The 20318-nt window shown below is 52.2% G+C and carries 19 protein-coding genes and 1 other annotated feature; of the genes, 10 read left to right on the top strand and 9 right to left on the bottom strand.

Annotation, left to right across the window (positions count from 1 at the left end; all coding sequences use genetic code 11):
- Positions 1-64 precede the first annotated feature (64 nt).
- Positions 65-1039, bottom strand: a complete 975-nt coding sequence (gene cysB / locus OGX89_RS06905) for an HTH-type transcriptional regulator CysB (protein ID WP_003020610.1) — start codon at positions 1037-1039, stop codon at positions 65-67.
- A gap of 208 nt (positions 1040-1247) precedes the next feature.
- Positions 1248-3845: a type I DNA topoisomerase gene (topA, locus tag OGX89_RS06900; RefSeq protein WP_003833325.1), complete on the bottom strand. Its 2598-nt coding sequence runs from the start codon at positions 3843-3845 to the stop codon at positions 1248-1250.
- Between the two features lie 398 nt (positions 3846-4243).
- Between topA and OGX89_RS06895 the strand changes: the two genes are divergently transcribed.
- A complete protein-coding gene (locus OGX89_RS06895; protein ID WP_003020616.1) occupies positions 4244-4495 on the top strand; it encodes a YciN family protein in 252 nt (83 codons plus the stop codon).
- A 108-nt stretch (positions 4496-4603) separates the two neighbouring features.
- Here OGX89_RS06895 and sohB read toward each other — a convergent pair whose 3' ends face one another.
- The gene (sohB, locus tag OGX89_RS06890; RefSeq protein ID WP_032934465.1) at positions 4604-5650 is read right to left on the bottom strand and encodes a protease SohB; all 1047 of its coding nucleotides are present in this window, start codon (positions 5648-5650) and stop codon (positions 4604-4606) included.
- A gap of 221 nt (positions 5651-5871) precedes the next feature.
- Between sohB and OGX89_RS06885 the strand changes: the two genes are divergently transcribed.
- Positions 5872-6633 (top strand): YciK family oxidoreductase, encoded by a 762-nt coding sequence (locus OGX89_RS06885; protein ID WP_003833331.1) that lies wholly within the window; start codon positions 5872-5874, stop codon positions 6631-6633.
- Positions 6630-7220: a cob(I)yrinic acid a,c-diamide adenosyltransferase gene (gene cobO, locus OGX89_RS06880; RefSeq protein WP_003833333.1), complete on the top strand. Its 591-nt coding sequence runs from the start codon at positions 6630-6632 to the stop codon at positions 7218-7220. Before OGX89_RS06885 ends, cobO begins: the two co-directional genes overlap by 4 nt.
- 83 nt (positions 7221-7303) lie before the next feature.
- Here cobO and rluB read toward each other — a convergent pair whose 3' ends face one another.
- From rluB to rnm, 3 genes are all read right to left on the bottom strand, one after another.
- Positions 7304-8179, bottom strand: a complete 876-nt coding sequence (gene rluB / locus OGX89_RS06875) for a 23S rRNA pseudouridine(2605) synthase RluB (protein WP_003020625.1) — start codon at positions 8177-8179, stop codon at positions 7304-7306.
- 100 nt (positions 8180-8279) lie between these two features.
- Entirely contained in the window at positions 8280-8900 is a 621-nt protein-coding gene (locus tag OGX89_RS06870; RefSeq protein WP_003833336.1) for an L-threonylcarbamoyladenylate synthase, read from the bottom strand.
- Positions 8897-9775: an RNase RNM gene (rnm, locus tag OGX89_RS06865; RefSeq protein ID WP_008784938.1), complete on the bottom strand. Its 879-nt coding sequence runs from the start codon at positions 9773-9775 to the stop codon at positions 8897-8899. The genes OGX89_RS06870 and rnm overlap by 4 nt, the downstream gene beginning before the upstream one ends.
- 135 nt (positions 9776-9910) lie before the next feature.
- On the opposite strand from rnm, the gene trpL reads away from it, so the two are divergent.
- From trpL to trpA, 6 genes are all read left to right on the top strand, one after another.
- Positions 9911-9955, top strand: coding sequence for a trp operon leader peptide (gene trpL, locus OGX89_RS06860; RefSeq protein WP_012905981.1), 45 nt, complete (start codon positions 9911-9913; stop codon positions 9953-9955).
- Positions 9932-10026 (top strand) — a sequence feature (Trp leader region). Its footprint overlaps the gene before it by 24 nt.
- A 23-nt stretch (positions 10027-10049) precedes the next feature.
- Positions 10050-11612 carry an anthranilate synthase component 1 gene (locus OGX89_RS06855; protein ID WP_126957507.1) on the top strand — a complete coding sequence of 521 codons (1563 nt, stop codon included), beginning with the start codon at positions 10050-10052 and terminating at the stop codon, positions 11610-11612.
- Complete coding sequence (trpD, locus tag OGX89_RS06850; RefSeq protein ID WP_003020639.1) at positions 11612-13207, top strand: bifunctional anthranilate synthase glutamate amidotransferase component TrpG/anthranilate phosphoribosyltransferase TrpD; 1596 nt, start codon at positions 11612-11614, stop codon at positions 13205-13207. Before OGX89_RS06855 ends, trpD begins: the two co-directional genes overlap by 1 nt.
- Positions 13208-14569, top strand: coding sequence for a bifunctional indole-3-glycerol-phosphate synthase TrpC/phosphoribosylanthranilate isomerase TrpF (gene trpCF / locus OGX89_RS06845; RefSeq protein WP_370613117.1), 1362 nt, complete (start codon positions 13208-13210; stop codon positions 14567-14569).
- 10 nt (positions 14570-14579) lie between these two features.
- Positions 14580-15773 (top strand): tryptophan synthase subunit beta, encoded by a 1194-nt coding sequence (trpB, locus tag OGX89_RS06840; protein WP_003020645.1) that lies wholly within the window; start codon positions 14580-14582, stop codon positions 15771-15773.
- A complete protein-coding gene (gene trpA, locus OGX89_RS06835; RefSeq protein WP_126317892.1) occupies positions 15773-16579 on the top strand; it encodes a tryptophan synthase subunit alpha in 807 nt (268 codons plus the stop codon). The genes trpB and trpA overlap by 1 nt, the downstream gene beginning before the upstream one ends.
- A gap of 32 nt (positions 16580-16611) precedes the next feature.
- On the opposite strand, the gene OGX89_RS06830 is transcribed toward trpA, so the two are convergent.
- Positions 16612-18084 carry a GGDEF domain-containing protein gene (locus OGX89_RS06830; RefSeq protein WP_003833346.1) on the bottom strand — a complete coding sequence of 491 codons (1473 nt, stop codon included), beginning with the start codon at positions 18082-18084 and terminating at the stop codon, positions 16612-16614.
- Positions 18085-18270: 186 nt separating this feature from the next.
- A complete protein-coding gene (locus OGX89_RS06825; RefSeq protein WP_063940823.1) occupies positions 18271-18546 on the bottom strand; it encodes a hypothetical protein in 276 nt (91 codons plus the stop codon).
- Between the two features lie 260 nt (positions 18547-18806).
- Between OGX89_RS06825 and OGX89_RS06820 the strand changes: the two genes are divergently transcribed.
- The gene (locus tag OGX89_RS06820; RefSeq protein WP_286560136.1) at positions 18807-19133 is read left to right on the top strand and encodes a hypothetical protein; all 327 of its coding nucleotides are present in this window, start codon (positions 18807-18809) and stop codon (positions 19131-19133) included.
- Here OGX89_RS06820 and OGX89_RS06815 read toward each other — a convergent pair.
- A protein-coding gene (locus OGX89_RS06815; RefSeq protein ID WP_136754148.1) for an IS3-like element ISSen4 family transposase occupies positions 19126-20246 on the bottom strand; the annotation gives its coding sequence in 2 pieces (ribosomal slippage) (positions 19126-19988 and positions 19988-20246; 1122 coding nt in all). The two genes, OGX89_RS06820 and OGX89_RS06815, sit on opposite strands and share 8 nt — an antisense overlap.
- Positions 20247-20318 lie beyond the last annotated feature (72 nt).

The raw sequence follows: 20318 nt of genomic DNA, 5'->3' as shown, positions 1-20318 counted from the left end.
TAAATACAAACGCTGCGTCGGTATCGCTTTATGCTTATGGATACCGACGAGGTTACAGCCGTTATTATTTCTCAGGCAATTTAATATCTTTAAACATGGCTTCAATATCATCGTTGGAACGCAGCGCCACCGCCGTGTCCACCACATCACGCGTCAGATGCGGCGCGAAACGTTGAATGAAATCATACATGTAACTGCGTAAGAAGGTGCTGCGACGAAAACCAATTTTGGTGGTGCTATGGCTGAAGATATCGTGCGCATCCACACGTACCAGGTCAGGATCGGAAACAGGATCTACCGCCATACTGGCAATTACACCCACGCCGAGACCCAGACGGACATAGGTTTTAATAACATCGGCATCGGTCGCGGTAAAAACAATACGCGGCTCCAGACCCGCACGGTTAAACGCGGTGTCCAGCTCCGAACGCCCGGTAAATCCAAAGGTGTAGGTCACCAGTGGATACTGTGCCAGTTCCTCAATAGAAACCGAAGATTTTCCCGCCAACGGATGATCCGGCGTGACGACAATCGAACGGTTCCAGTGGTAGCAAGGCAACATCACCAGGTCGTCATACAGGTGCAAGGCTTCCGTCGCAATAGCAAAATCCGCATTCCCTTTCGAGACGGCTTCGGCAATTTGCGTTGGCGATCCCTGGTGCATATGCAATGAAACTCGAGGATATCGCTCAATAAAACCTTTAATCACGTTCGGCAATGCGTAACGTGCCTGGGTGTGCGTGGTGGCAATATACAGCGAGCCTTTGTCCGGCCAGGTATGTTCGCCAGCAACGGACTTAATAGCATCTACCTTAGACAGTACTTCGCGCGCAATACGGATAACTTCCTGCCCCGCTGGCGTAACCTGGGTCAGATGCTTACCGCTACGGGCGAAAATCTGGATGCCAAGTTCATCTTCCAGCATACGAACTTGCTTACTGATACCGGGCTGGGAGGTATAGAGCCCTTCTGCCGTTGAGGAGACATTAAGGTTGTGGTTCACCACCTCAACGATGTAGCGAAGCTGCTGTAATTTCATGTTATGCCATCCCGATTTGCGCCATCAAATCATCGTTTCTGTGCAGGCTCGTGGGCGCTGCTAATACGATTTAATAATAAAAAGCTTGTTAACTATAACCACTATATCATTTATATGTACGCTGTATAGGTATGACAAAAAATAATATGCCATAAACAAAAAGGGCCGCTTACGCGACCCTTTGAGGAGGAACTCAGCCAGAATGCTGTTATTTCTTCCCTTCTACCCATTTGCCGTCAACGAAGAACGCGGACCAGCCAGTCGCCTTACCGTCTTTCTCAGCGGCAACGTATTGCTGCTTGGTTTTACGGCTGAAACGAACCATGGACTTGTTACCATCCGGGTCAGTTTGCGGTGCGTCTGCCAGATAACGCAGTTTTTCCGGCAGGCGATCGCGGAAGCGATACAACTCTTCCACCAACGGCGCACGAGTCTCACGTGATTTTGGGAACGTATTGGCCGCAAGGAAGATACCTGCAGCACCATCACGTAACACGAAATACGCGTCAGATTTTTCACACGGCAGTTCCGGCAGCGGAACCGGATCTTCTTTCGGCGGAGCAACTTCACCGTTACGCAGGATCTTACGGGTGTTTTTACACTCGTCGTTGGTACACGCCATGTACTTGCCGAAACGTCCCATTTTCAGGTGCATTTCAGAACCACATTTTTCGCACTCTACGATAGGACCGTCATAACCCTTGATACGGAATTCACCCTCTTCGATCTCGTAGCCGTCGCAGGTTGGGTTATTACCACACACATGCAATTTACGCTTAGGATCGATGAGATAACTGTCCATTGCCGTACCGCACTTCTGGCAGCGGCGTTTGGCGCGCAATGCGTTCGTTTCCGCGTCGTCGCCTTCCAGCACGTTCAATACTTCGTTTTCCGGCACCAGGTTGATGGTGGTTTTGCAACGCTCTTTCGGGGAAAGTGCGTAGCCGGAGCAACCAAGGAAAACGCCAGTGCTGGCAGTACGAATACCCATCTTGCGTCCGCAGGTCGGGCAATCAATGCTGGTCAGTACCATCTGGTTCGGACGCATACCGCCCTCTTCAGGATCTTTCTCGGCTTTATCCAGCTGCTGAGTAAAATCAGTGAAGAAGTTGTCGAGTACGCCCTTCCATTCGGCTTCGTGATTCGCCACCTGGTCGAGGCTGTCTTCCATCTGCGCGGTAAAATCGTAGTTCATCAGTTCACGGAAGTTTTCTTCCAGACGATCGGTGACGATTTCACCCATTTTTTCAGCGTAGAAACGACGGTTTTCAACGCGAACATAACCGCGATCCTGAATCGTAGAGATGATCGACGCATAGGTGGATGGACGACCAATGCCACGCTTTTCAAGCTCTTTAACCAGCGAAGCTTCACTGAAGCGTGCAGGCGGCTTGGTGAAGTGCTGCGCAGGTGTCAGCTCGATAAGCGTCAAGGTATCGCCTTTGTCCACCGCCGGTAGGATGCGATCTTCATCGCCCTTACGCAGCGCGGGCATCACTTTGGTCCAACCATCGAAGCGCAGAATACGACCGCGCGCTTTCAGACGGAAATCACCCGCCCCCACGGTCAGGGTGGTAGAGTCATATTTCGCTGGCGTCATCTGACAAGCTACAAACTGGCGCCAGATCAGCTGATACAGTTTTTGCGCATCGGCCTCCATATCTTTCAGCGATTCCGCCAGTACGGCGACATCGGAAGGACGGATAGCTTCGTGTGCTTCCTGCGAGTTCTCTTTGCTGGCGTACTGGTTCGCGCTCTCCGGCAAATATTTTTTGCCAAAATTATCACTGATGTAATCGCGAACCATGGTGACAGCATCCTGGCTCAGGTTGGTTGAGTCAGTACGCATGTAAGTGATGTAACCCGCTTCATACAAGCGCTGCGCCATCATCATGGTTTTCTTCACACCAAAGCCCAGACGCGTGCTCGCAGCCTGCTGTAGCGTGGAGGTAATGAACGGTGCGCTCGGCTTGCTGCTGGTCGGTTTATCTTCACGTTCCAGGACGCTATAGCGCGCTTTTTCCAACAGGCTAACAGCGGCAAGCGTTTGTTCCCGATTTACAGGACGGAACGGTTTATCATTTTGATGCGTCACCTCAAGCGGCAACGCGTCGCCGCCCGGCGTGGTCGTGTTAGCATCAATTTCCCAGAACTCTTCTGGAACAAATGCTTTGATTTCGCGTTCACGCTCAACCACCAGACGCACAGCCACAGACTGTACGCGACCGGCAGACAGACCACGCGCAATTTTTTTCCACAGCAGTGGCGACACCATATAGCCCACAACACGGTCCATAAAGCGGCGCGCCTGTTGCGCATTAACACGATCGATGTTCAACTCGCCCGGTTTTTCAAACGCCTGGCGAATAGCATTTTTGGTAATTTCGTTAAACACCACGCGGCTGTAGCGGGTATCGTCGCCACCGATGACTTCCCGCAGGTGCCATGCAATGGCTTCCCCTTCGCGGTCAAGGTCGGTTGCGAGATAGATGTGGTCGGCTTTTTCAGCCAGTTGCTTCAGTTCAGAAACAACTTTCTCTTTACCAGGCAGCACTTCATAGCGCGCATCCCAGTTGTGCCACGGGTCAACACCCATACGGTTGACGAGAGCGCCACGTTCATCCTTTTTGGGCTTTTTAGCCGTTTTGGTGGAGGTTGAGTCGGCGCTCTTTTTAGTTGCTGAGCCACTGGTCGGCAAATCACGGATATGACCGACGCTGGATTTCACCACGTAGTCATTACCCAGATACTTGTTGATCGTTTTGGCTTTTGCCGGGGACTCAACGATGACAAGAGCTTTACCCATATTCACCTTTACCTAATTTGATTCTTCCAGAATGCGTCGCACGTTGATTCACCTTCCACTGGCGACGAGACATCGATATAGTCTCTGCGTCGGCGGATATCAACCCCTTAAACTGATTTGCGCTTGTAATGTAACTCTCATGTAACTGAGTTAACAGGCTTTTTTGCTCACAAACGCTCTAGCACGACGAAGTATTGGTCGAATGTCAAGCAAATCTGTTGCCAGATTGACGAAAGCGTCACACTGTACCTGATAAAATGCGTTACGCAACTTTATTAGCATGCAAAAACAAATCTCGCCAGTTGTAACACTGTCGTAAAACCTTCATTTATGTCAGGGAATATTTGCCCATAAGGCGGGCTCAGCGTAGACTAATGTCCTTGTTTAAGGAGTAAATCATGCATAAAGACACTCAACCCATCGATCGCGAAACACTGCTGATTGAAGCCAACAAAATCATTCGTGAGCATGAGGACACGCTGGCGGGGATTGTCGCCACCGGCGTTACGCAGCGAAACGGCGTGCTGGTTTTCAGCGGAGATTACTTTTTAGACGAGCAAGGGCTACCAACGCCCAAAAGTACGGCTGTGTTTAATATGTTTAAACACCTGGCGCACGTACTTTCTGAAAAGTATCACTTGATCGATTAATACGAGAAATAATTTGCCGGATGGCAGCAACGCCTTATCCAGCCTACATTGATGCATATTTGTAGGCCGGATAGGATATGTGAGCAGCGCTATCCGGCAATGACAATTTTACATCAGTGGCTTCTGCCCCCGCTGCCACCAGCGCATCAGCAAACGATCGGCACTCTCCGCCGCACTACCGGTAAAACGATCCATCAGCTTTTTACGCTGCAGATAGCGAACGTTCAACACTTCACGACCTTCCATCAGCCCGAGGATCACCTCATCGCTGGTATTGATCTCATCCACCAGCCCATTTGCCAGCGCCTGTTGACCAAACCAGTGTTCACCCGTGGCAACCTGTTCAATGTCCAGAGTCGGACGCATGCGATGCACAAAGTCTTTAAACAGATGATGCGTTTCGTTCAGATCTTCGCGGAATTTCTGCCGCCCTTCTTCCGTGTTTTCACCGAGTAAGGTCAGCGTACGCTTGTACTGTCCGGCGGTGTGCAGTTCGATATCAATATCTTTCCCTTTCAGGAAGCGATTAAAGTTCGGGATCTGCGCCACCACGCCAATTGAGCCGACGATAGCAAACGGCGCCGAGACAATTTTATCTGCCACGCAGGCCATCATATATCCGCCGCTCGCAGCGACTTTATCCACCGTGACGGTTAGCGGTATCTGCTTATCGCGCAGACGTTGCAATTGCGATGCAGCCAGGCCATAGCCATGTACCACACCACCAGGGCTTTCCAGACGAACCACCACCTGATCCTGAGGTTTAACAACCGCCAGCACCGCCGTCACCTCTTCGCGTAATGCGCTGACCTCATGGGCATCCATACTGCCTTTAAAATCAAGCACCCATACACGAGGTTTATCAGATGACGTGCTGTCACCCAGTTTCGCTTTTGCCTTAGCGGCCTTCGCCTCCAGCTTCTGTTTCTTTTTCTGCGCCTTATGCCAGAATTTTTGCTGATGCCCATCCAATAAGGCCAGCGACAGATCTTCCTTCATCTCTTTATATTGATCGCTGAGGTTAATAACCCGCAATTCCCCACGCTGACGTTTGCGTTGTGTCGCGTTTACGATCAGCATCACCACCACTGCAATAGCCACCACGACAGTGACAATTTTTGCCAAAAACAGCCCATATTCAGACAACAATTCCACAAGACCCACCTTGGTTAAACAACGCGACTTCCGCTCAGTGTACAACAGGCGTGTCACCTCGTCTTGCTTCATACATCCAGTGCTGAATCAGTAAAAAGCATGACAAAGCGTTCATTTTGCGGTGTTATTGCCTTTGGCTGATTGAAAAAGAACAGGGTTTAAGGCATAAAGCCCAAAAGTTATTGCGAACGAGATGGCCAGGGCGTCGCCGAGGAGTAGCCGTGCATTACCAACCTAAACAAGACCTTTTACAGGGCCGCATTATTCTTGTCACCGGTGCCAGCGATGGTATCGGACGCGAAGCCGCGCAGACCTATGCACGCTATGGCGCGACCGTTATCCTGCTTGGGCGTAACGAAGAAAAACTGCGTCAGGTTGCCCGCACTATCGCCAATGAAAACGGAACACAACCACAGTGGTTTACACTGGATTTACTGACCTGTACCTCTGAAGAATGTCACCAGCTTGCGCAGCGCATTGCCGCACATTTCCCGCGTCTGGATGGCGTACTGCATAACGCCGGATTACTCGGCGATATTTGCCCAATGAGTGAACAAAACCCGCAGGTCTGGCAGGATGTAATGCAGGTAAATGTGAATGCTACTTTTATGCTGACTCAGGCATTGCTGCCGTTGTTACTCAAATCCGATGCCGGATCGCTGGTCTTTACCTCTTCCAGCGTCGGCCGCCAGGGACGCGCCAATTGGGGAGCATATGCCACCTCAAAATTTGCTACCGAAGGGATGATGCAGGTGCTGGCTGATGAGTATCAAAACCGTCATCTGCGCGTAAACTGTATCAATCCTGGTGGAACACGTACTGGCATGCGAGCCAGCGCATTCCCCACGGAAGATCCACAAAAATTGAAAACTCCCGCCGATATTATGCCGCTCTACCTGTGGCTGATGGGCGATGACAGCCGCCGTAAAACCGGTATGACTTTTGACGCCCAGCCGGGCCGTAAACCAGGAATTGCCCAATGAGTGAAGAACGCTATCAGCAACGTCAACAGCGCGTAAAAGATCGGGTTGACGCACGCGTTGCCGCCGCTACGGACGAGCGCGGGATCATCATCGTGTTCACCGGAAATGGTAAGGGTAAAACCACCGCCGCATTCGGTACCGCAACACGCGCGGTGGGCCACGGTAAAAAAGTCGGTGTCGTACAATTTATTAAAGGTACGTGGCCAAACGGAGAACGTAACTTACTTGAACCCCACGGCGTAGAGTTTCAGGTTATGGCAACAGGATTTACCTGGGAAACGCAAAACCGTGAGTCCGACACCGCGGCCTGTATGGCCGTGTGGGAACACGGCAAGCGGATGCTGGCCGACGATGAACTGGATATGGTGGTGCTGGACGAGCTGACCTATATGGTGGCATACGACTATCTGCCGCTTGAAGAGGTCATCACTGCCCTAAACGCGCGCCCTGCCCATCAAACGGTGATTATCACCGGCCGTGGATGTCATCGCGATATTCTGGAGTTAGCGGATACGGTCAGCGAGCTGCGCCCGGTCAAGCATGCGTTTGAAGCGGGCGTGAAGGCCCAGATAGGGATCGATTACTGACACCAGGCCGGATAAGGCGCTTGCGCCGCATCCGGCTCCACGCTAACGCCTGATAGCGCTTTGCTTATCAGGCCTGGTCATGATTAACCGTTGTTGCTACGGCCACCCGGACGACGGCTGCTACCGACCTGTGAGTGGCGCTTCACCGCACGACGGATCTGATTTGCCTTCATGCGACGACGATCTTTCTCGACGGCAACTTTAGATGTCGTTTCCGGCTTCAGCTCCACCAGTTCACGCAGATAGTTGGTCTGCGCGAGGTCAAGCTCGGTCCAGCCACCACGCGGCAGGCCTTTCGGCAGCGGGATATCACCGTAACGAACACGAATAAGACGGCTTACCTGCACACCTACAGCTTCCCACAGGCGACGGACTTCACGGTTACGCCCTTCGGTCAGCGTGACGTTATACCACTGGTTGATCCCTTCACCACCGCTGAACTTGATCGTTTTAAATGCCGCCGGACCATCTTCCAGCTGTACGCCACGACTCAGATCGCGCAGTTTTGCATCATCAACCTGACCAAACACACGTACCGCATATTCACGTTCAACTTCACGGCTTGGGTGCATCAGACGGTTAGCCAGTTCACCATCGGTGGTAAACAGCAGTAAACCGCAGGTATTCACGTCCAGACGCCCTACGGCAATCCAGCGCGCATCACGCAGTTTTGGTAAACGATCGAACACGGTCGGACGACCTTCCGGGTCGTTACGGGTACACAGTTCACCTTCTGGCTTGTAATAGGCCAGAACGCGGCAGATTTGCTCCGCAGACTCTTTAACCGAAATCAGATGACCGTCGATACGGATTTTCAGACCCGGAGTGACTTCAACGCGATCGCCGAGCGTGGCAATTTTGCCATCAACGCTCACGCGACCCGCGGCAATAATAGATTCGATTTCACGGCGAGAACCGTGGCCAGCGCGCGCCAGCACTTTTTGTAACTTTTCGCTCATAGAGCTTCCTTTAGATGTCGCCTTCACAGGCGTCGAACAGGAGAATCAACGGCGCCAGTCAGCGCCATTTTAAGGCCGCGTAGTATAGCGGTTCGCGCCCTTATAAGAAAGGTTTAACGTCGCCGACGCCTTCACGTAACACCACCGGGGAATCGTCGGTTAAATCGATGACCGTGGTCGGCTGCTGACCGAGATAGCCACCGTGGATAATCAAATCCACCAGTTTTTCCAGACGGTCTTTAATCTCTTCCGGGTCTGACTCAGTAAATTCACTGCCCGGCAGCATCAGCGATGTAGAGAGCATCGGCTCACCCAGTGCTTCCAGCAGCGCCAGCGCAATCGGATTCGATGGCACACGCAGGCCGATGGTCTTACGTTTTTCCTGCAACAAACGGCGCGGAACTTCTTTCGTTCCTTTCAGGATGAAGGTGTAGTTACCCGGCGTGTTGTTTTTAATTAAACGAAAGGCCACGTTGTCGACAAACGAATAGGTCGACAGTTCAGACAAGTCACGACACATCAGCGTAAAGTTGTGCCCGTCCGGCAGGTGACGAATGCGGCAAATTCGCTCCATGGCGCCTTTATCTTCAATTTTGCAGCCCAACGCATAGCCGGAATCGGTTGGATAGACGATCACCCCACCTTTACGCACGATTTCAACGGCCTGATTGATCAGTCGCTGCTGCGGGTTTTCGGGATGAATATAAAAAAACTGGCTCATACTTTCCTCTCTGTGATCTCGGGCTGCTCCCAAAGTTGCCAGACGCCTTCTACGCCTGCGGGCAACCAAAGTTTACGACCCAACTCAATCCATGGGCAGGGTAAATGAAAATCAGACCCTTGCGATGCCCACAGTTGATGCGAACGCGCAAGCGTCGCCAGATGGGTGCGTTCATTGGGAGACTGCTGGCACTGTGCTACTTCCATCGCGTCGCCGCGATGTTCAGCAAAATGCGCAACCAGTCTTTTCAGCCACTTAGCGCTAAGATCGTACCGCCCAGGATGAGCCAGAACAGCCTTACCGCCAGAATGATGAATGACATCAATAGCTTGTTCTATTGTACACCACTGTGGCGGAACGTAACCGGTTTTCCCACGGGCAAGATATTTTTTAAAGACATCCGCCATGGTTGTGGCTTTTCCGCATTCCATCAGGAAACGCGCAAAATGGCCCCGCGTAACCGCCCCGCCATCAGCCAGGCGTAACGCCCCTTCCCACGCGCCGGGGATATGCGCTTTGTCGAGTCGTTCGGCAATCAGGCGCGCACGCTGCTGACGACGTTCCGTTTGTTGCGCCAGAAACTCACACATCATGGGATGGGCGATATCAATGTTCAGACCCACTATATGGATCTCATGGTTTTCCCAGACCGTTGATATCTCGACGCCAGGGATTAAATTTAAGGCTAAACCTGAACGTGAAATTTCTTCTCTTGCCGCCGCAATGCCGGCCGTGGTGTCATGATCGGTGATCGCCAGTGTACCGACTCGCATCTCTACCGCACGGTGTACTAAGGCTTCTGGCGTTAACCGCCCATCGGAGGCTGTAGTATGACTGTGCAGGTCATAAATCACTGCGTAATTCGTGTCGCTCAAGGCGGCTCCCGTTTCAATAAATGTCGTATCACGCCCATCATAGCGGTTTCGACAAATATACTGAAATCAGGTGTTGACTTTATTCCATTGAACTAGTTAACTAGTACGCAAGTTCACATGAAGAAGGTATCTGAGATGAAAGCAACATTTGTTCTGCACGGTTGGTGGCGCACTTCCTGATTTCGGGCAGTGTCTTACGTCTGCAATATGCAACCAGATACCCGGCCCGCAAAATGAGCGGGCTTTTTTTTGAACAAAATTAATGAGAATAACGATGCAAACTCAAAAACCGACACTCGAACTGCTTGCCTGCGATGCCGCCTACCGAGAGAATCCGACGGCGCTGTTTCATCAGGTGTGTGGCGCACGTCCAGCAACACTGCTGCTGGAATCTGCAGATATCGACAGCAAAGACGATCTGAAGAGCCTGCTGCTGGTCGACAGCGCATTACGCATTACCGCTCTAGGTGACACTGTCACTATTCAGGCGTTGTCCGCAAACGGCGCATCGCTGCTGCCCCTGCTGGATGCTGCCCTGCCCGCTGGCGTTGAGAACGAACAACAGCCGAATGGTCGTCATCTGCGATTCCCCGCCGTCAGCCCGCTGCTGGATGAAGACGCCCGCTTATGTTCTCTTTCCGTATTTGACGCTTTTCGCTTACTGCAGGAGCTGGTGAATGTTCCAGCGCAAGAACGTGAAGCGATGTTCTTCGGCGGTCTGTTTTCTTACGATCTGGTTGCGGGTTTTGAAGAGTTGCCACAGCTTGAAGCGGGCAACCGTTGCCCTGACTATTGCTTCTATCTGGCAGAAACGCTGATGGTTATCGACCACCAGAAAAAAAGCACCCGTATTCAGGCCAGTATTTTTACCCCCAATGATGCTGAAAAACAGCGTATTAACGCTCGTCTGGCGCAGTTGAGCCAGCAGCTTACCGAGCCTGCGCCGCCATTGCCGGTCACTGAAGTCCCACAGATGCGCTGCGAGTGCAATCAGAGCGATGAAGAGTTTGGCGCCGTAGTACGTGGCATGCAAAAGGCGATTCGCGCGGGCGAAATTTTCCAGGTGGTGCCATCCCGCCGTTTCTCGCTGCCCTGCCCATCTCCGCTGGCGGCCTACTATGTGCTGAAGAAAAGTAACCCCAGCCCATACATGTTTTTCATGCAGGACAACGATTTCACGCTGTTTGGCGCCTCCCCGGAAAGCTCGCTGAAATACGATGCCACCAGCCGCCAGATTGAGATCTACCCGATTGCTGGTACTCGCCCGCGCGGTCGTCGTGCGGACGGTTCGCTTGATCGCGATCTCGACAGCCGTATCGAGCTGGAGATGCGTACCGACCATAAAGAGCTTTCTGAGCACCTGATGCTGGTTGACCTTGCGCGTAACGACCTGGCGCGCATCTGTACGCCTGGCAGCCGCTATGTTGCTGACCTCACCAAGGTCGATCGTTACTCCTTCGTTATGCACCTGGTTTCGCGCGTGGTCGGCGAATTGCGTAGCGATCTGGATGTGCTGCACGCTTACCGCGCCTGTATGAATATGGGCACGTTAAGCGGAGCGCCAAAAGTTCGCGCCATGCAGCTTATCGCCGAGGCAGAGGGTCGTCGCCGTGGCAGCTACGGCGGTGCGGTAGGTTACTTCACGGCGCATGGCGATCTGGATACCTGTATTGTCATTCGCTCCGCCCTCGTGGAAGACGGTATTGCCACCGTACAAGCCGGTGCCGGGATTGTTCTGGATTCTGTACCGCAGTCTGAAGCCGATGAAACCCGTAATAAAGCGCGCGCGGTTCTGCGTGCTATCGCCACCGCGCACCACGCACAGGAGACCTTCTAATGGCTGACATTCTGCTGCTCGATAATATCGACTCTTTTACCTATAACCTGGCGGATCAGCTGCGTACTAATGGTCACAACGTGGTGATTTACCGCAACCATATTCCGGCCCAGACGTTGATTGACCGCTTAGCAACGATGAAAAATCCGGTGCTGATGCTCTCTCCAGGCCCAGGTGCGCCAAGCGAAGCAGGTTGCATGCCGGAGCTATTAACCCGCCTGCGCGGCAAGCTGCCAATCATCGGTATTTGTCTGGGACACCAGGCCATTGTTGAAGCCTATGGTGGATATGTGGGTCAGGCCGGAGAGATCCTGCACGGCAAAGCGTCCAGCATTGAACACGACGGTCAGGCGATGTTTGCCGGTCTGGCGAATCCGCTGCCGGTGGCACGCTATCATTCACTGGTTGGCAGCAACGTACCTGCAGGATTGACCATTAACGCCCACTTTAACGGCATGGTGATGGCGGTACGTCACGATACCGATCGCGTCTGCGGCTTCCAGTTCCATCCGGAGTCAATTCTGACCACCCAGGGCGCGCGATTGCTGGAACAAACGCTGGCCTGGGCGCAACAGAAGCTTGAACAAACCAATACGCTGCAACCCATTCTGGAGAAACTGTATCAGGCCCAAACGCTGTCCCAGCAGGAAAGCCACCAGCTGTTCTCTGCCGTGGTACGCGGTGAACTGAAACCGGAACAACTGGCTGCGGCGCTGGTAAGCATGAAAATTCGTGGCGAACACCCGAATGAAATTGCCGGTGCGGCAACCGCGCTGCTGGAAAACGCAGCCCCGTTCCCGCGCCCTGATTATCTGTTTGCCGATATTGTCGGTACCGGCGGTGACGGCAGCAACAGTATCAATATTTCTACCGCCAGCGCCTTTGTTGCGGCGGCTTGCGGACTGAAAGTTGCCAAACACGGCAACCGCAGCGTCTCCAGCAAGTCTGGCTCTTCGGATCTGTTAGCGGCATTTGGCATCAATCTGGATATGAACGCTGATAAATCCCGTCAGGCGCTAGACGACCTCGGGGTGTGCTTCCTGTTTGCGCCGAAATATCACACCGGTTTTCGCCATGCCATGCCAGTACGCCAGCAGTTGAAAACCCGCACGCTGTTTAACGTGCTCGGCCCGTTGATTAACCCGGCGCATCCGCCGCTGGCGCTGATCGGCGTTTACAGCCCGGAACTGGTGCTACCCATTGCCGAGACGCTGCGCGTGCTGGGATATCAACGAGCAGCCGTGGTGCACAGTGGTGGCATGGACGAAGTTTCGCTGCATGCGCCGACCATTGTGGCAGAGCTGCACGATGGGGAAATCAAGAGTTATCAACTGACGGCAGAAGACTTTGGTCTGACGCCTTACCACCAGGAACAGCTGGCTGGCGGCACGCCGGAAGAAAACCGTGACATTCTTAGTCGCTTGTTACAAGGTAAAGGTGAAGCCGCTCATGAGGCTGCTGTTGCCGCAAATGTCGCCATGTTAATGCGCCTGCACGGTGAAGAAGATTTAAAAGCCAATGCGCAAACCGTGATTAATGTACTGCGTAGCGGTGCGGCCTATGACCGCGTTACTGCACTGGCAGCAAGAGGGTAAATGATGCAAACCGTTTTAGCGAAAATTGTCGCAGACAAGGCGATTTGGGTAGAAGCCCGTAAACAGCAACAACCGCTGGCCAGCTTTCAAAATGATGTTCAGCCTGGCTCACGTGATTTCTACGATGCGCTGCAAGGTGCGCGCACCGCCTTTATTCTGGAGTGCAAAAAGGCATCTCCATCAAAAGGCGTGATCCGTGATGATTTCGACCCGGCACAAATTGCTGGCGTCTATAAACATTATGCTTCCGCGATCTCTGTACTGACCGATGAGAAGTATTTCCAGGGGAGCTTTGATTTCCTGCCCATCGTCAGCCGCATCGCACCGCAGCCGATTCTGTGCAAGGACTTTATTATCGATCCTTACCAGATTTACCTGGCACGTTTCTACCAGGCGGACGCCTGTTTATTGATGCTGTCGGTGCTCAATGATGAGCAATATCGTCAACTCGCCGCCGTCGCCCACAGTCTGAAAATGGGCGTACTGACCGAAGTCAGCAACGAAGAAGAGCTGGAGCGTGCTATCGCACTGGGCGCCAAAGTCGTTGGTATCAACAACCGTGATTTACGAGACCTGTCGATTGATCTGAATCGTACCCGTCAACTGGCACCGCGACTGGGTCACGGTGTTACCGTCATCAGCGAGTCCGGGATCAACACCTATGGTCAGGTGCGCGAGCTCAGCCACTTCGCCAACGGTTTTCTGATTGGCTCCGCGCTGATGTCGCATGATGATTTGCACGCCGCCGTGCGTCGCGTACTGCTCGGCGAGAATAAAGTCTGCGGTTTAACCCGGGCTCAGGATGCAAATGCGGCATACGAAGCGGGTGCCATTTACGGCGGCGTGATTTTTGTCCCCACATCACCGCGCGCGGTCAACGTTGAACAAGCGCGAGAGGTCATGACCGGCGCGCCGCTGCAATACGTCGGGGTGTTTCGCAACTCAGATATTACCGACGTGAGCGCAACAGCGGCGGAGCTGGGACTAGCTGCAGTGCAACTGCACGGTAACGAAGACCAGGTCTATGTTGACGCCCTGCGCGAGGTGCTGCCCGCACAGGTACAAATCTGGAAGGCGCTCAGCGTCAGCGAGACGTTGCCAGCCCGTGATTATCAGCATGTCGATAAATACGTCTTCGACAACGGCCAGGGCGGCAGCGGTCAACGCTTCGACTGGTCACTTTTAGGCGGACAATCGCTGGATAACGTTTTACTGGCAGGCGGACTTGGTGCAGATAACTGCGTTGACGCAGCAAAAACCGGCTGTGCCGGTCTCGATTTCAATTCTGGCGTAGAGTCACAGCCGGGCATCAAAGATGCACGTCTTCTGGCTTCGGTCTTTCAGACGCTGCGCGCATATTAAGGAAAAGGACATGACAACATTACTCAATCCGTACTTTGGCGAATTTGGCGGTATGTATGTGCCACAGATTCTGATGCCTGCCCTGCGCCAGCTGGAAGAAGCTTTTGTCAGCGCGCAAAAAGATCCTGAATTTCAGGCCCAGTTTACAGACCTGCTGAAAAACTATGCGGGTCGCCCAACCGCACTGACCAAGTGCCAGAACATTACTCAAGGCACCAACACAACGCTGTATCTCAAGCGTGAAGATTTACTGCACGGCGGCGCGCACAAAACCAACCAGGTGCTGGGTCAGGCGTTGCTGGCGAAGCGCATGGGTAAAACGGAAATCATCGCCGAAACAGGCGCGGGTCAGCACGGTGTTGCATCTGCTCTCGCCAGCGCACTGCTGGGGTTGAAATGCCGTATTTACATGGGTGCGAAAGATGTTGAACGTCAGTCGCCTAACGTTTTCCGTATGCGTTTGATGGGCGCTGAAGTTATCCCCGTTCACAGCGGTTCCGCAACACTGAAAGATGCCTGTAACGAAGCGCTTCGCGACTGGTCTGGCAGCTACGATACCGCGCACTACATGCTCGGTACGGCGGCTGGTCCACACCCCTTCCCGACCATTGTGCGTGAGTTCCAGCGCATGATCGGTGAAGAAACCAAGGCGCAGATTCTGGAAAAAGAAGGCCGTCTGCCGGACGCCGTTATCGCCTGCGTGGGCGGCGGTTCTAACGCCATCGGTATGTTCGCCGATTTTATTAATGAAACCAGCGTAGGTCTGATTGGCGTAGAGCCGGGCGGTCACGGAATTGAGTCTGGAGAGCACGGCGCACCGTTGAAGCATGGTCGTGTCGGGATTTACTTCGGCATGAAGTCCCCAATGATGCAGACTGAAGAGGGACAGATCGAAGAGTCTTACTCTATTTCTGCAGGGCTGGACTTCCCGTCAGTTGGGCCACAGCATGCGTACCTGAACAGCATTGGTCGCGCTGATTATGTTTCAATCACCGATGATGAAGCACTGGAAGCCTTCAAAACGCTGTGTCTGCACGAGGGAATTATTCCGGCACTGGAGTCCTCCCATGCCCTGGCGCACGCGTTGAAAATGATGCGTGAGAATCCGGAAAAAGAGCAGTTACTGGTGGTTAATCTCTCCGGTCGCGGCGACAAAGACATTTTCACCGTACACGATATTCTGAAAGCGCGAGGGGAAATCTGATGGAACGTTACAAAAACCTGTTTGCACAGCTGAAGGACCGCAAAGAAGGCGCTTTTGTCCCCTTCGTAACCCTGGGCGATCCGTCTGTTGAGCAGTCACTGAAAATCATTGATACGCTGATTGAAGCCGGTGCCGACGCGCTTGAGCTCGGCATTCCGTTCTCCGATCCGCTGGCAGACGGTCCGACCATACAGGAAGCCACCCTGCGAGCGTTTGCCGCCGGCGTTACACCGTCGCAATGCTTTGAAATGCTGGCGCTGATTCGCCAGAAGCATCCGACGATTCCCATTGGGTTGCTGATGTATGCCAACCTGGTCTTCAGCAAGGGCATTGACGAGTTTTACGCCCAGTGCGAAAAAGTGGGTGTGGATTCTGTGTTAGTGGCCGATGTGCCTGTTGAGGAGTCAGCTCCATTCAGAACTGCAGCGCTCCGCCACAATATTGCACCAATTTTCATCTGCCCTCCGAACGCTGATGAAGAACTGCTACGCCAGATTGCCTCTTATGGCCGTGGCTACACTTATCTGCTTTCACGTGCAGGTGTGACCGGTGCAGAAAATCGTGCGGCATTACCGCTGTATCATCTGGTTGAAAAGCTGAAACAATATGATGCTCCGCCTTCTTTACAGGGCTTTGGTATTTCTGCGCCTGAACAGGTCGCTGGTGCTATTGAAGCCGGTGCTGCCGGCGCAATTTCCGGCTCGGCAATTGTGAAGATCATTGAGAAAAATGTTGCGGCACCGGATCAGATGCTGGCTGAGCTGAAAGCGTTTGTCAGCGCGATGAAAACCGCCACCCAGCAGTAAGTTAAATCAACCGCCAGTGACAGCTGGCGGTTTCACCCTTCTTTCGTGTGCTTCATTCTATACATAGCGCTATCCGCATTCTGAATGGCCACATCCAGTTCATCGTTCACCTCTGCAATTCCCCACGATACTGACAATGGCACGGTATGGCCGTCCACAACGAACACATGACTGGTCACCTGCCCGCTAATACGTTGCGCGATTGCTATAGCGTCAGTTGCCTGCGATCGAAACAGCAGGATCATAAATTCATCCCCGCCGGTACGAATCACAATATCGTGGCTGGTGCGGGTGTTTGACAGCATCCTGTTGGCGATAATTTGCAGCGCGCGATCGCCTGCCGCGTGGCCCCAGGTATCATTGACGGCCTTGAATTTATTGCAGTCCAGTAGCACCACCGAACAGTGTGATAAATCCCGGCGCTTGATAATGTCGAGTATTCGGCGGTTAAAACAGCCGGTCAGAGTATCGATATAAACCTTGAGGTCGCTTTCATTCAGCCATGATTTGAGTGAGAAACTGATCATGATGAAAAAGAACGGCGCCAGCAGAATCACGATCCCAGCATGTGTGTCGCGTACCATAAAACGACCTAATGATAGCGAATAGTGCAGTGCATATTTCTCCGAAAAATTGCGCACCATAAAGCGGGATTGACTTGTACATTTGCCGGATAAACAGAGACTCTCATGGTTTGTTAAATTCACCAACTCCACGTTCAGCTCCGGTGGAATTTGGTTGTCAAATGCCTGGGCTAACGCTTCCTGCAATTCGGGCTTTGAATGGTCATAGACCAGATAGGCTACGATTTGGTCTGATATCTCTTTGCCAGACAGATCGTAGATATAACTCACCACGCTGTAAGCTTTTTCACCGGTAATTTTATCGGTATAAAAATTCGTCGAACTTAGGGCTTTGTTTTTGACGTTTTTTTGCAGTAATCGGGTATAGAAATCGACGGGCGGGTAGAAAAATTGAGTGATATCCCGCGCCATTTCAGAATTTGAGAAACTGAAATTGCGTGAATCGGAAGCCATAAACCAGTAAAAATAATCTGAATTTTTGGCGATGATATAACGATGTGCATCGAAGCTGCCCGGGTTTAGCTCATTGACCATACCGCGAATAAATTCAGCCGCCGTATACATACACAGCGCGTTGTGACTGGTTTGCTGGGCAACCATTGTCCCCGTCGCCGAATGCAGTCGCTTTGGATCGGCGTTAATTCCCCATTCATCCTCATCCCGGAGAACAAATTTTGAAATATCGCCGCATTGTTCCCCCGTTTTGATATGGTGATAACGCTCACCAATCGCATCGGCGATCAGCTCGTTATCGTTAAAAATGTCCATCATGCGCGCTTGCAGGCGGTTGACACCTTCGCTGGCAGCGGCCATTCGCTGTTCATAAATAATAAACAGAAACAACGAAGTAAATATCAACGTAATGAGCCCTGATACCAGCAGTGCCTGCCTGTTTCTGAGCTTATCCTGCACAATCTTCACGAGTCCACCCTGATAGTTAACAGTATTGCCAAATCGGTTACCCGTTTATGTTGTTGCATAACAGCGTTGTACGTTGATAGAGAATGTTTGCCACTCCGAAGCAGGTAAGTTGATGTAGCCCGCAGTCGCGCGCTTAGGTTACATATTTATACAATAAAATCACATATTTGTTAACATAAACGCAAACTAATCATCACCTTCGATAGGATATCCTGCCCGCCGGATGGCCTCGCGGCAGTCGTTTACGCCTGCGGCATAGCCCGCCTCAATCTCGCAAACCGGACTTGCGCTGCAATAAGGTAGTGTAACTGGAGTCGCAATAATTTTCTCCAGCACCTCAATTTTATCCATGTAAAGTAATAACTCACGTGCAGCACTCACGGCAAACGCTGCCGTTTGATCTTCGGAGAACGGTTCCAGAAGTGTGATTTTTTGCTGTAGCAGATGGCGGGTCAACATCATCAGCAATACCCTCAAAGTTGGTTTGCTTAAAGAGTAGCACTACATCAAAGGGGAGAAAGGCTCGATGTTTTCCCCCAGAATGTTTAAATGAAGAACGAGGGGAATGTTTCCTGGTTGCTAACTACTGTCAGGCATGCTCGGAATCTATACAGTTCAATCATCCTGGTTGTGCAGCTATTAATTAAGTTGACTTCAAAAAGTCCCTTGCGAGACACTGCTTTAAAGCATACCAAATATGGGTGAACTTGTTGAGACATCTGTTGATTAAATTAGTTGTGTTAAGCGTTGGATTTTTAAGCGCTGAGGACTTACTGGCAAATACTCCGGAACAGGTAGTCACCGCTTTCCAGAGGGATTATAAATATTGGAATGACCAGTCATTCCTGAGAAATCAGAACGATGGAAAGCAAGAAGTTATGTTCCAGGCCCAGAAGGGTTGGAATGAGCTTTTGAAAAAATATACAAAACCTGGTTTTCAGGGCGAGCCTATAGCTTTTGGTTCTGAGTCTAGTCATGACCCTGAGCAAGAGAAGATCATATCGGTTCAGATTGACCTGCCCCCACGATTAGATACAACACTCAGTTAGTAACGTCGGAATCTTCATTCTCAGAATGACCCTTTCTCCAGCCCGCTGCAAATTCAGACGGTGTCTGATAATTCAGCGTGGAGTGCGGGCGGCATTCGTTATAATCCTGCCGCCAGTCATTAATAATTTTCCTGGCATGAACGATATCGCTGAACCAGTGCTCATTCAAACATTCATCGCGAAATCGTCCGTTAAAGCTCTCAATAAATCCGTTCTGCGTTGGCTTGCCCGGCTGGATTAAGCGCAACTCAACACCATGCTCAAAGGCCCATTGATCCAGTGCACGGCAAGTGAACTCCGGCCCCTGGTCAGTTCTTATCGTCGCCGGATAGCCTCGAAACAGTGCAATGCTGTCCAGAATACGCGTGACCTGAACGCCTGAAATCCCAAAGGCAACAGTGACCGTCAGGCATTCCTTTGTGAAATCATCGACGCAGGTAAGACACTTGATCCTGCGACCGGTGGAAAGTGCGTCCATGACGAAATCCATCGACCAGGTCAGATTGGGCGCCGCCGGACGGAGCAGCGGCAGACGTTCTGTTGCCAGCCCTTTACGACGTCTTCTGCGTTTTACGCCCAGGCCACTGAGGTGATAAAGCCGGTACACGCGCTTATGATTAACATGAAGCCCTTCACGGCGCAGCAACTGCCAAATACGACGGTAGCCAAAACGCCTGCGCTCCAGTGCCAGCTCAATGATGCGCCCTGATAAATGCGCATCAGCAGCCGGACGGTGAGCCTCATAGCGGCAGGTCGACAGGGATAAACCTGTAAGCCTGCAGGCACGACGTTGCGACAGACCGGTCGCATCACACATCAACATCACGGTTTCCCGCTTCTGGTCTGTCGTCAGTACTTTCGCCCAAGAGCCACCTGAAGCGCCTCTTTATCCAGCATGGCTTCGGCAAGCAGCTTCTTGAGTCTGGTGTTCTCTTCCTCAAGCGACTTCAGGCGCTTAACTTCAGGCACCTCCATACCGCCATACTTCTTACGCCAGGTGTAAAACGTGGCATCGGAAATGGCATGCTTGCGGCAGAGTTCACGGGCGGGTACCCCAGCTTCGGCTTCGCGGAGAATACTGATGATCTGTTCGTCGGAAAAACGCTTCTTCATGGGGATGTCCTCATGTGGCTTATGAAGACATTACTAACATCGGGGTGTACTAATCAACGGGGAGCAGGTCAA

The organism is Citrobacter sp. Cpo103, assembly GCF_030332605.1.
In the GTDB taxonomy this organism is placed as follows: Bacteria; Pseudomonadota; Gammaproteobacteria; order Enterobacterales; family Enterobacteriaceae; genus Citrobacter; species Citrobacter portucalensis.
The sequence above is the reverse complement of the archived record's forward strand: the minus strand, read 5'-3'. Positions and strand labels throughout refer to the sequence as shown.

What these genes read in the sequence shown, in the direction of transcription:
- topA (WP_003833325.1), bottom strand. Translation starts at nt 3,845, where the DNA reads ATGGGTAAAGCTCTTGTCATCGTTGAGTCCCCGGCAAAAGCCAAAACG.
- cobO (WP_003833333.1), top strand. Translation starts at nt 6,630, where the DNA reads ATGAGTGAAGAACGCTATCAGCAACGTCAACAGCGCGTAAAAGATCGG.
- trpA (WP_126317892.1), top strand. Translation starts at nt 15,773, where the DNA reads ATGGAACGTTACAAAAACCTGTTTGCACAGCTGAAGGACCGCAAAGAA.
- OGX89_RS06895 (WP_003020616.1), top strand. Translation starts at nt 4,244, where the DNA reads ATGCATAAAGACACTCAACCCATCGATCGCGAAACACTGCTGATTGAA.
- cysB (WP_003020610.1), bottom strand. Translation starts at nt 1,039, where the DNA reads ATGAAATTACAGCAGCTTCGCTACATCGTTGAGGTGGTGAACCACAAC.
- trpCF (WP_370613117.1), top strand. Translation starts at nt 13,208, where the DNA reads ATGATGCAAACCGTTTTAGCGAAAATTGTCGCAGACAAGGCGATTTGG.
- OGX89_RS06855 (WP_126957507.1), top strand. Translation starts at nt 10,050, where the DNA reads ATGCAAACTCAAAAACCGACACTCGAACTGCTTGCCTGCGATGCCGCC.
- OGX89_RS06870 (WP_003833336.1), bottom strand. Translation starts at nt 8,900, where the DNA reads ATGAGCCAGTTTTTTTATATTCATCCCGAAAACCCGCAGCAGCGACTG.
- trpD (WP_003020639.1), top strand. Translation starts at nt 11,612, where the DNA reads ATGGCTGACATTCTGCTGCTCGATAATATCGACTCTTTTACCTATAAC.
- trpB (WP_003020645.1), top strand. Translation starts at nt 14,580, where the DNA reads ATGACAACATTACTCAATCCGTACTTTGGCGAATTTGGCGGTATGTAT.
- rluB (WP_003020625.1), bottom strand. Translation starts at nt 8,179, where the DNA reads ATGAGCGAAAAGTTACAAAAAGTGCTGGCGCGCGCTGGCCACGGTTCT.
- OGX89_RS06825 (WP_063940823.1), bottom strand. Translation starts at nt 18,546, where the DNA reads ATGATGTTGACCCGCCATCTGCTACAGCAAAAAATCACACTTCTGGAA.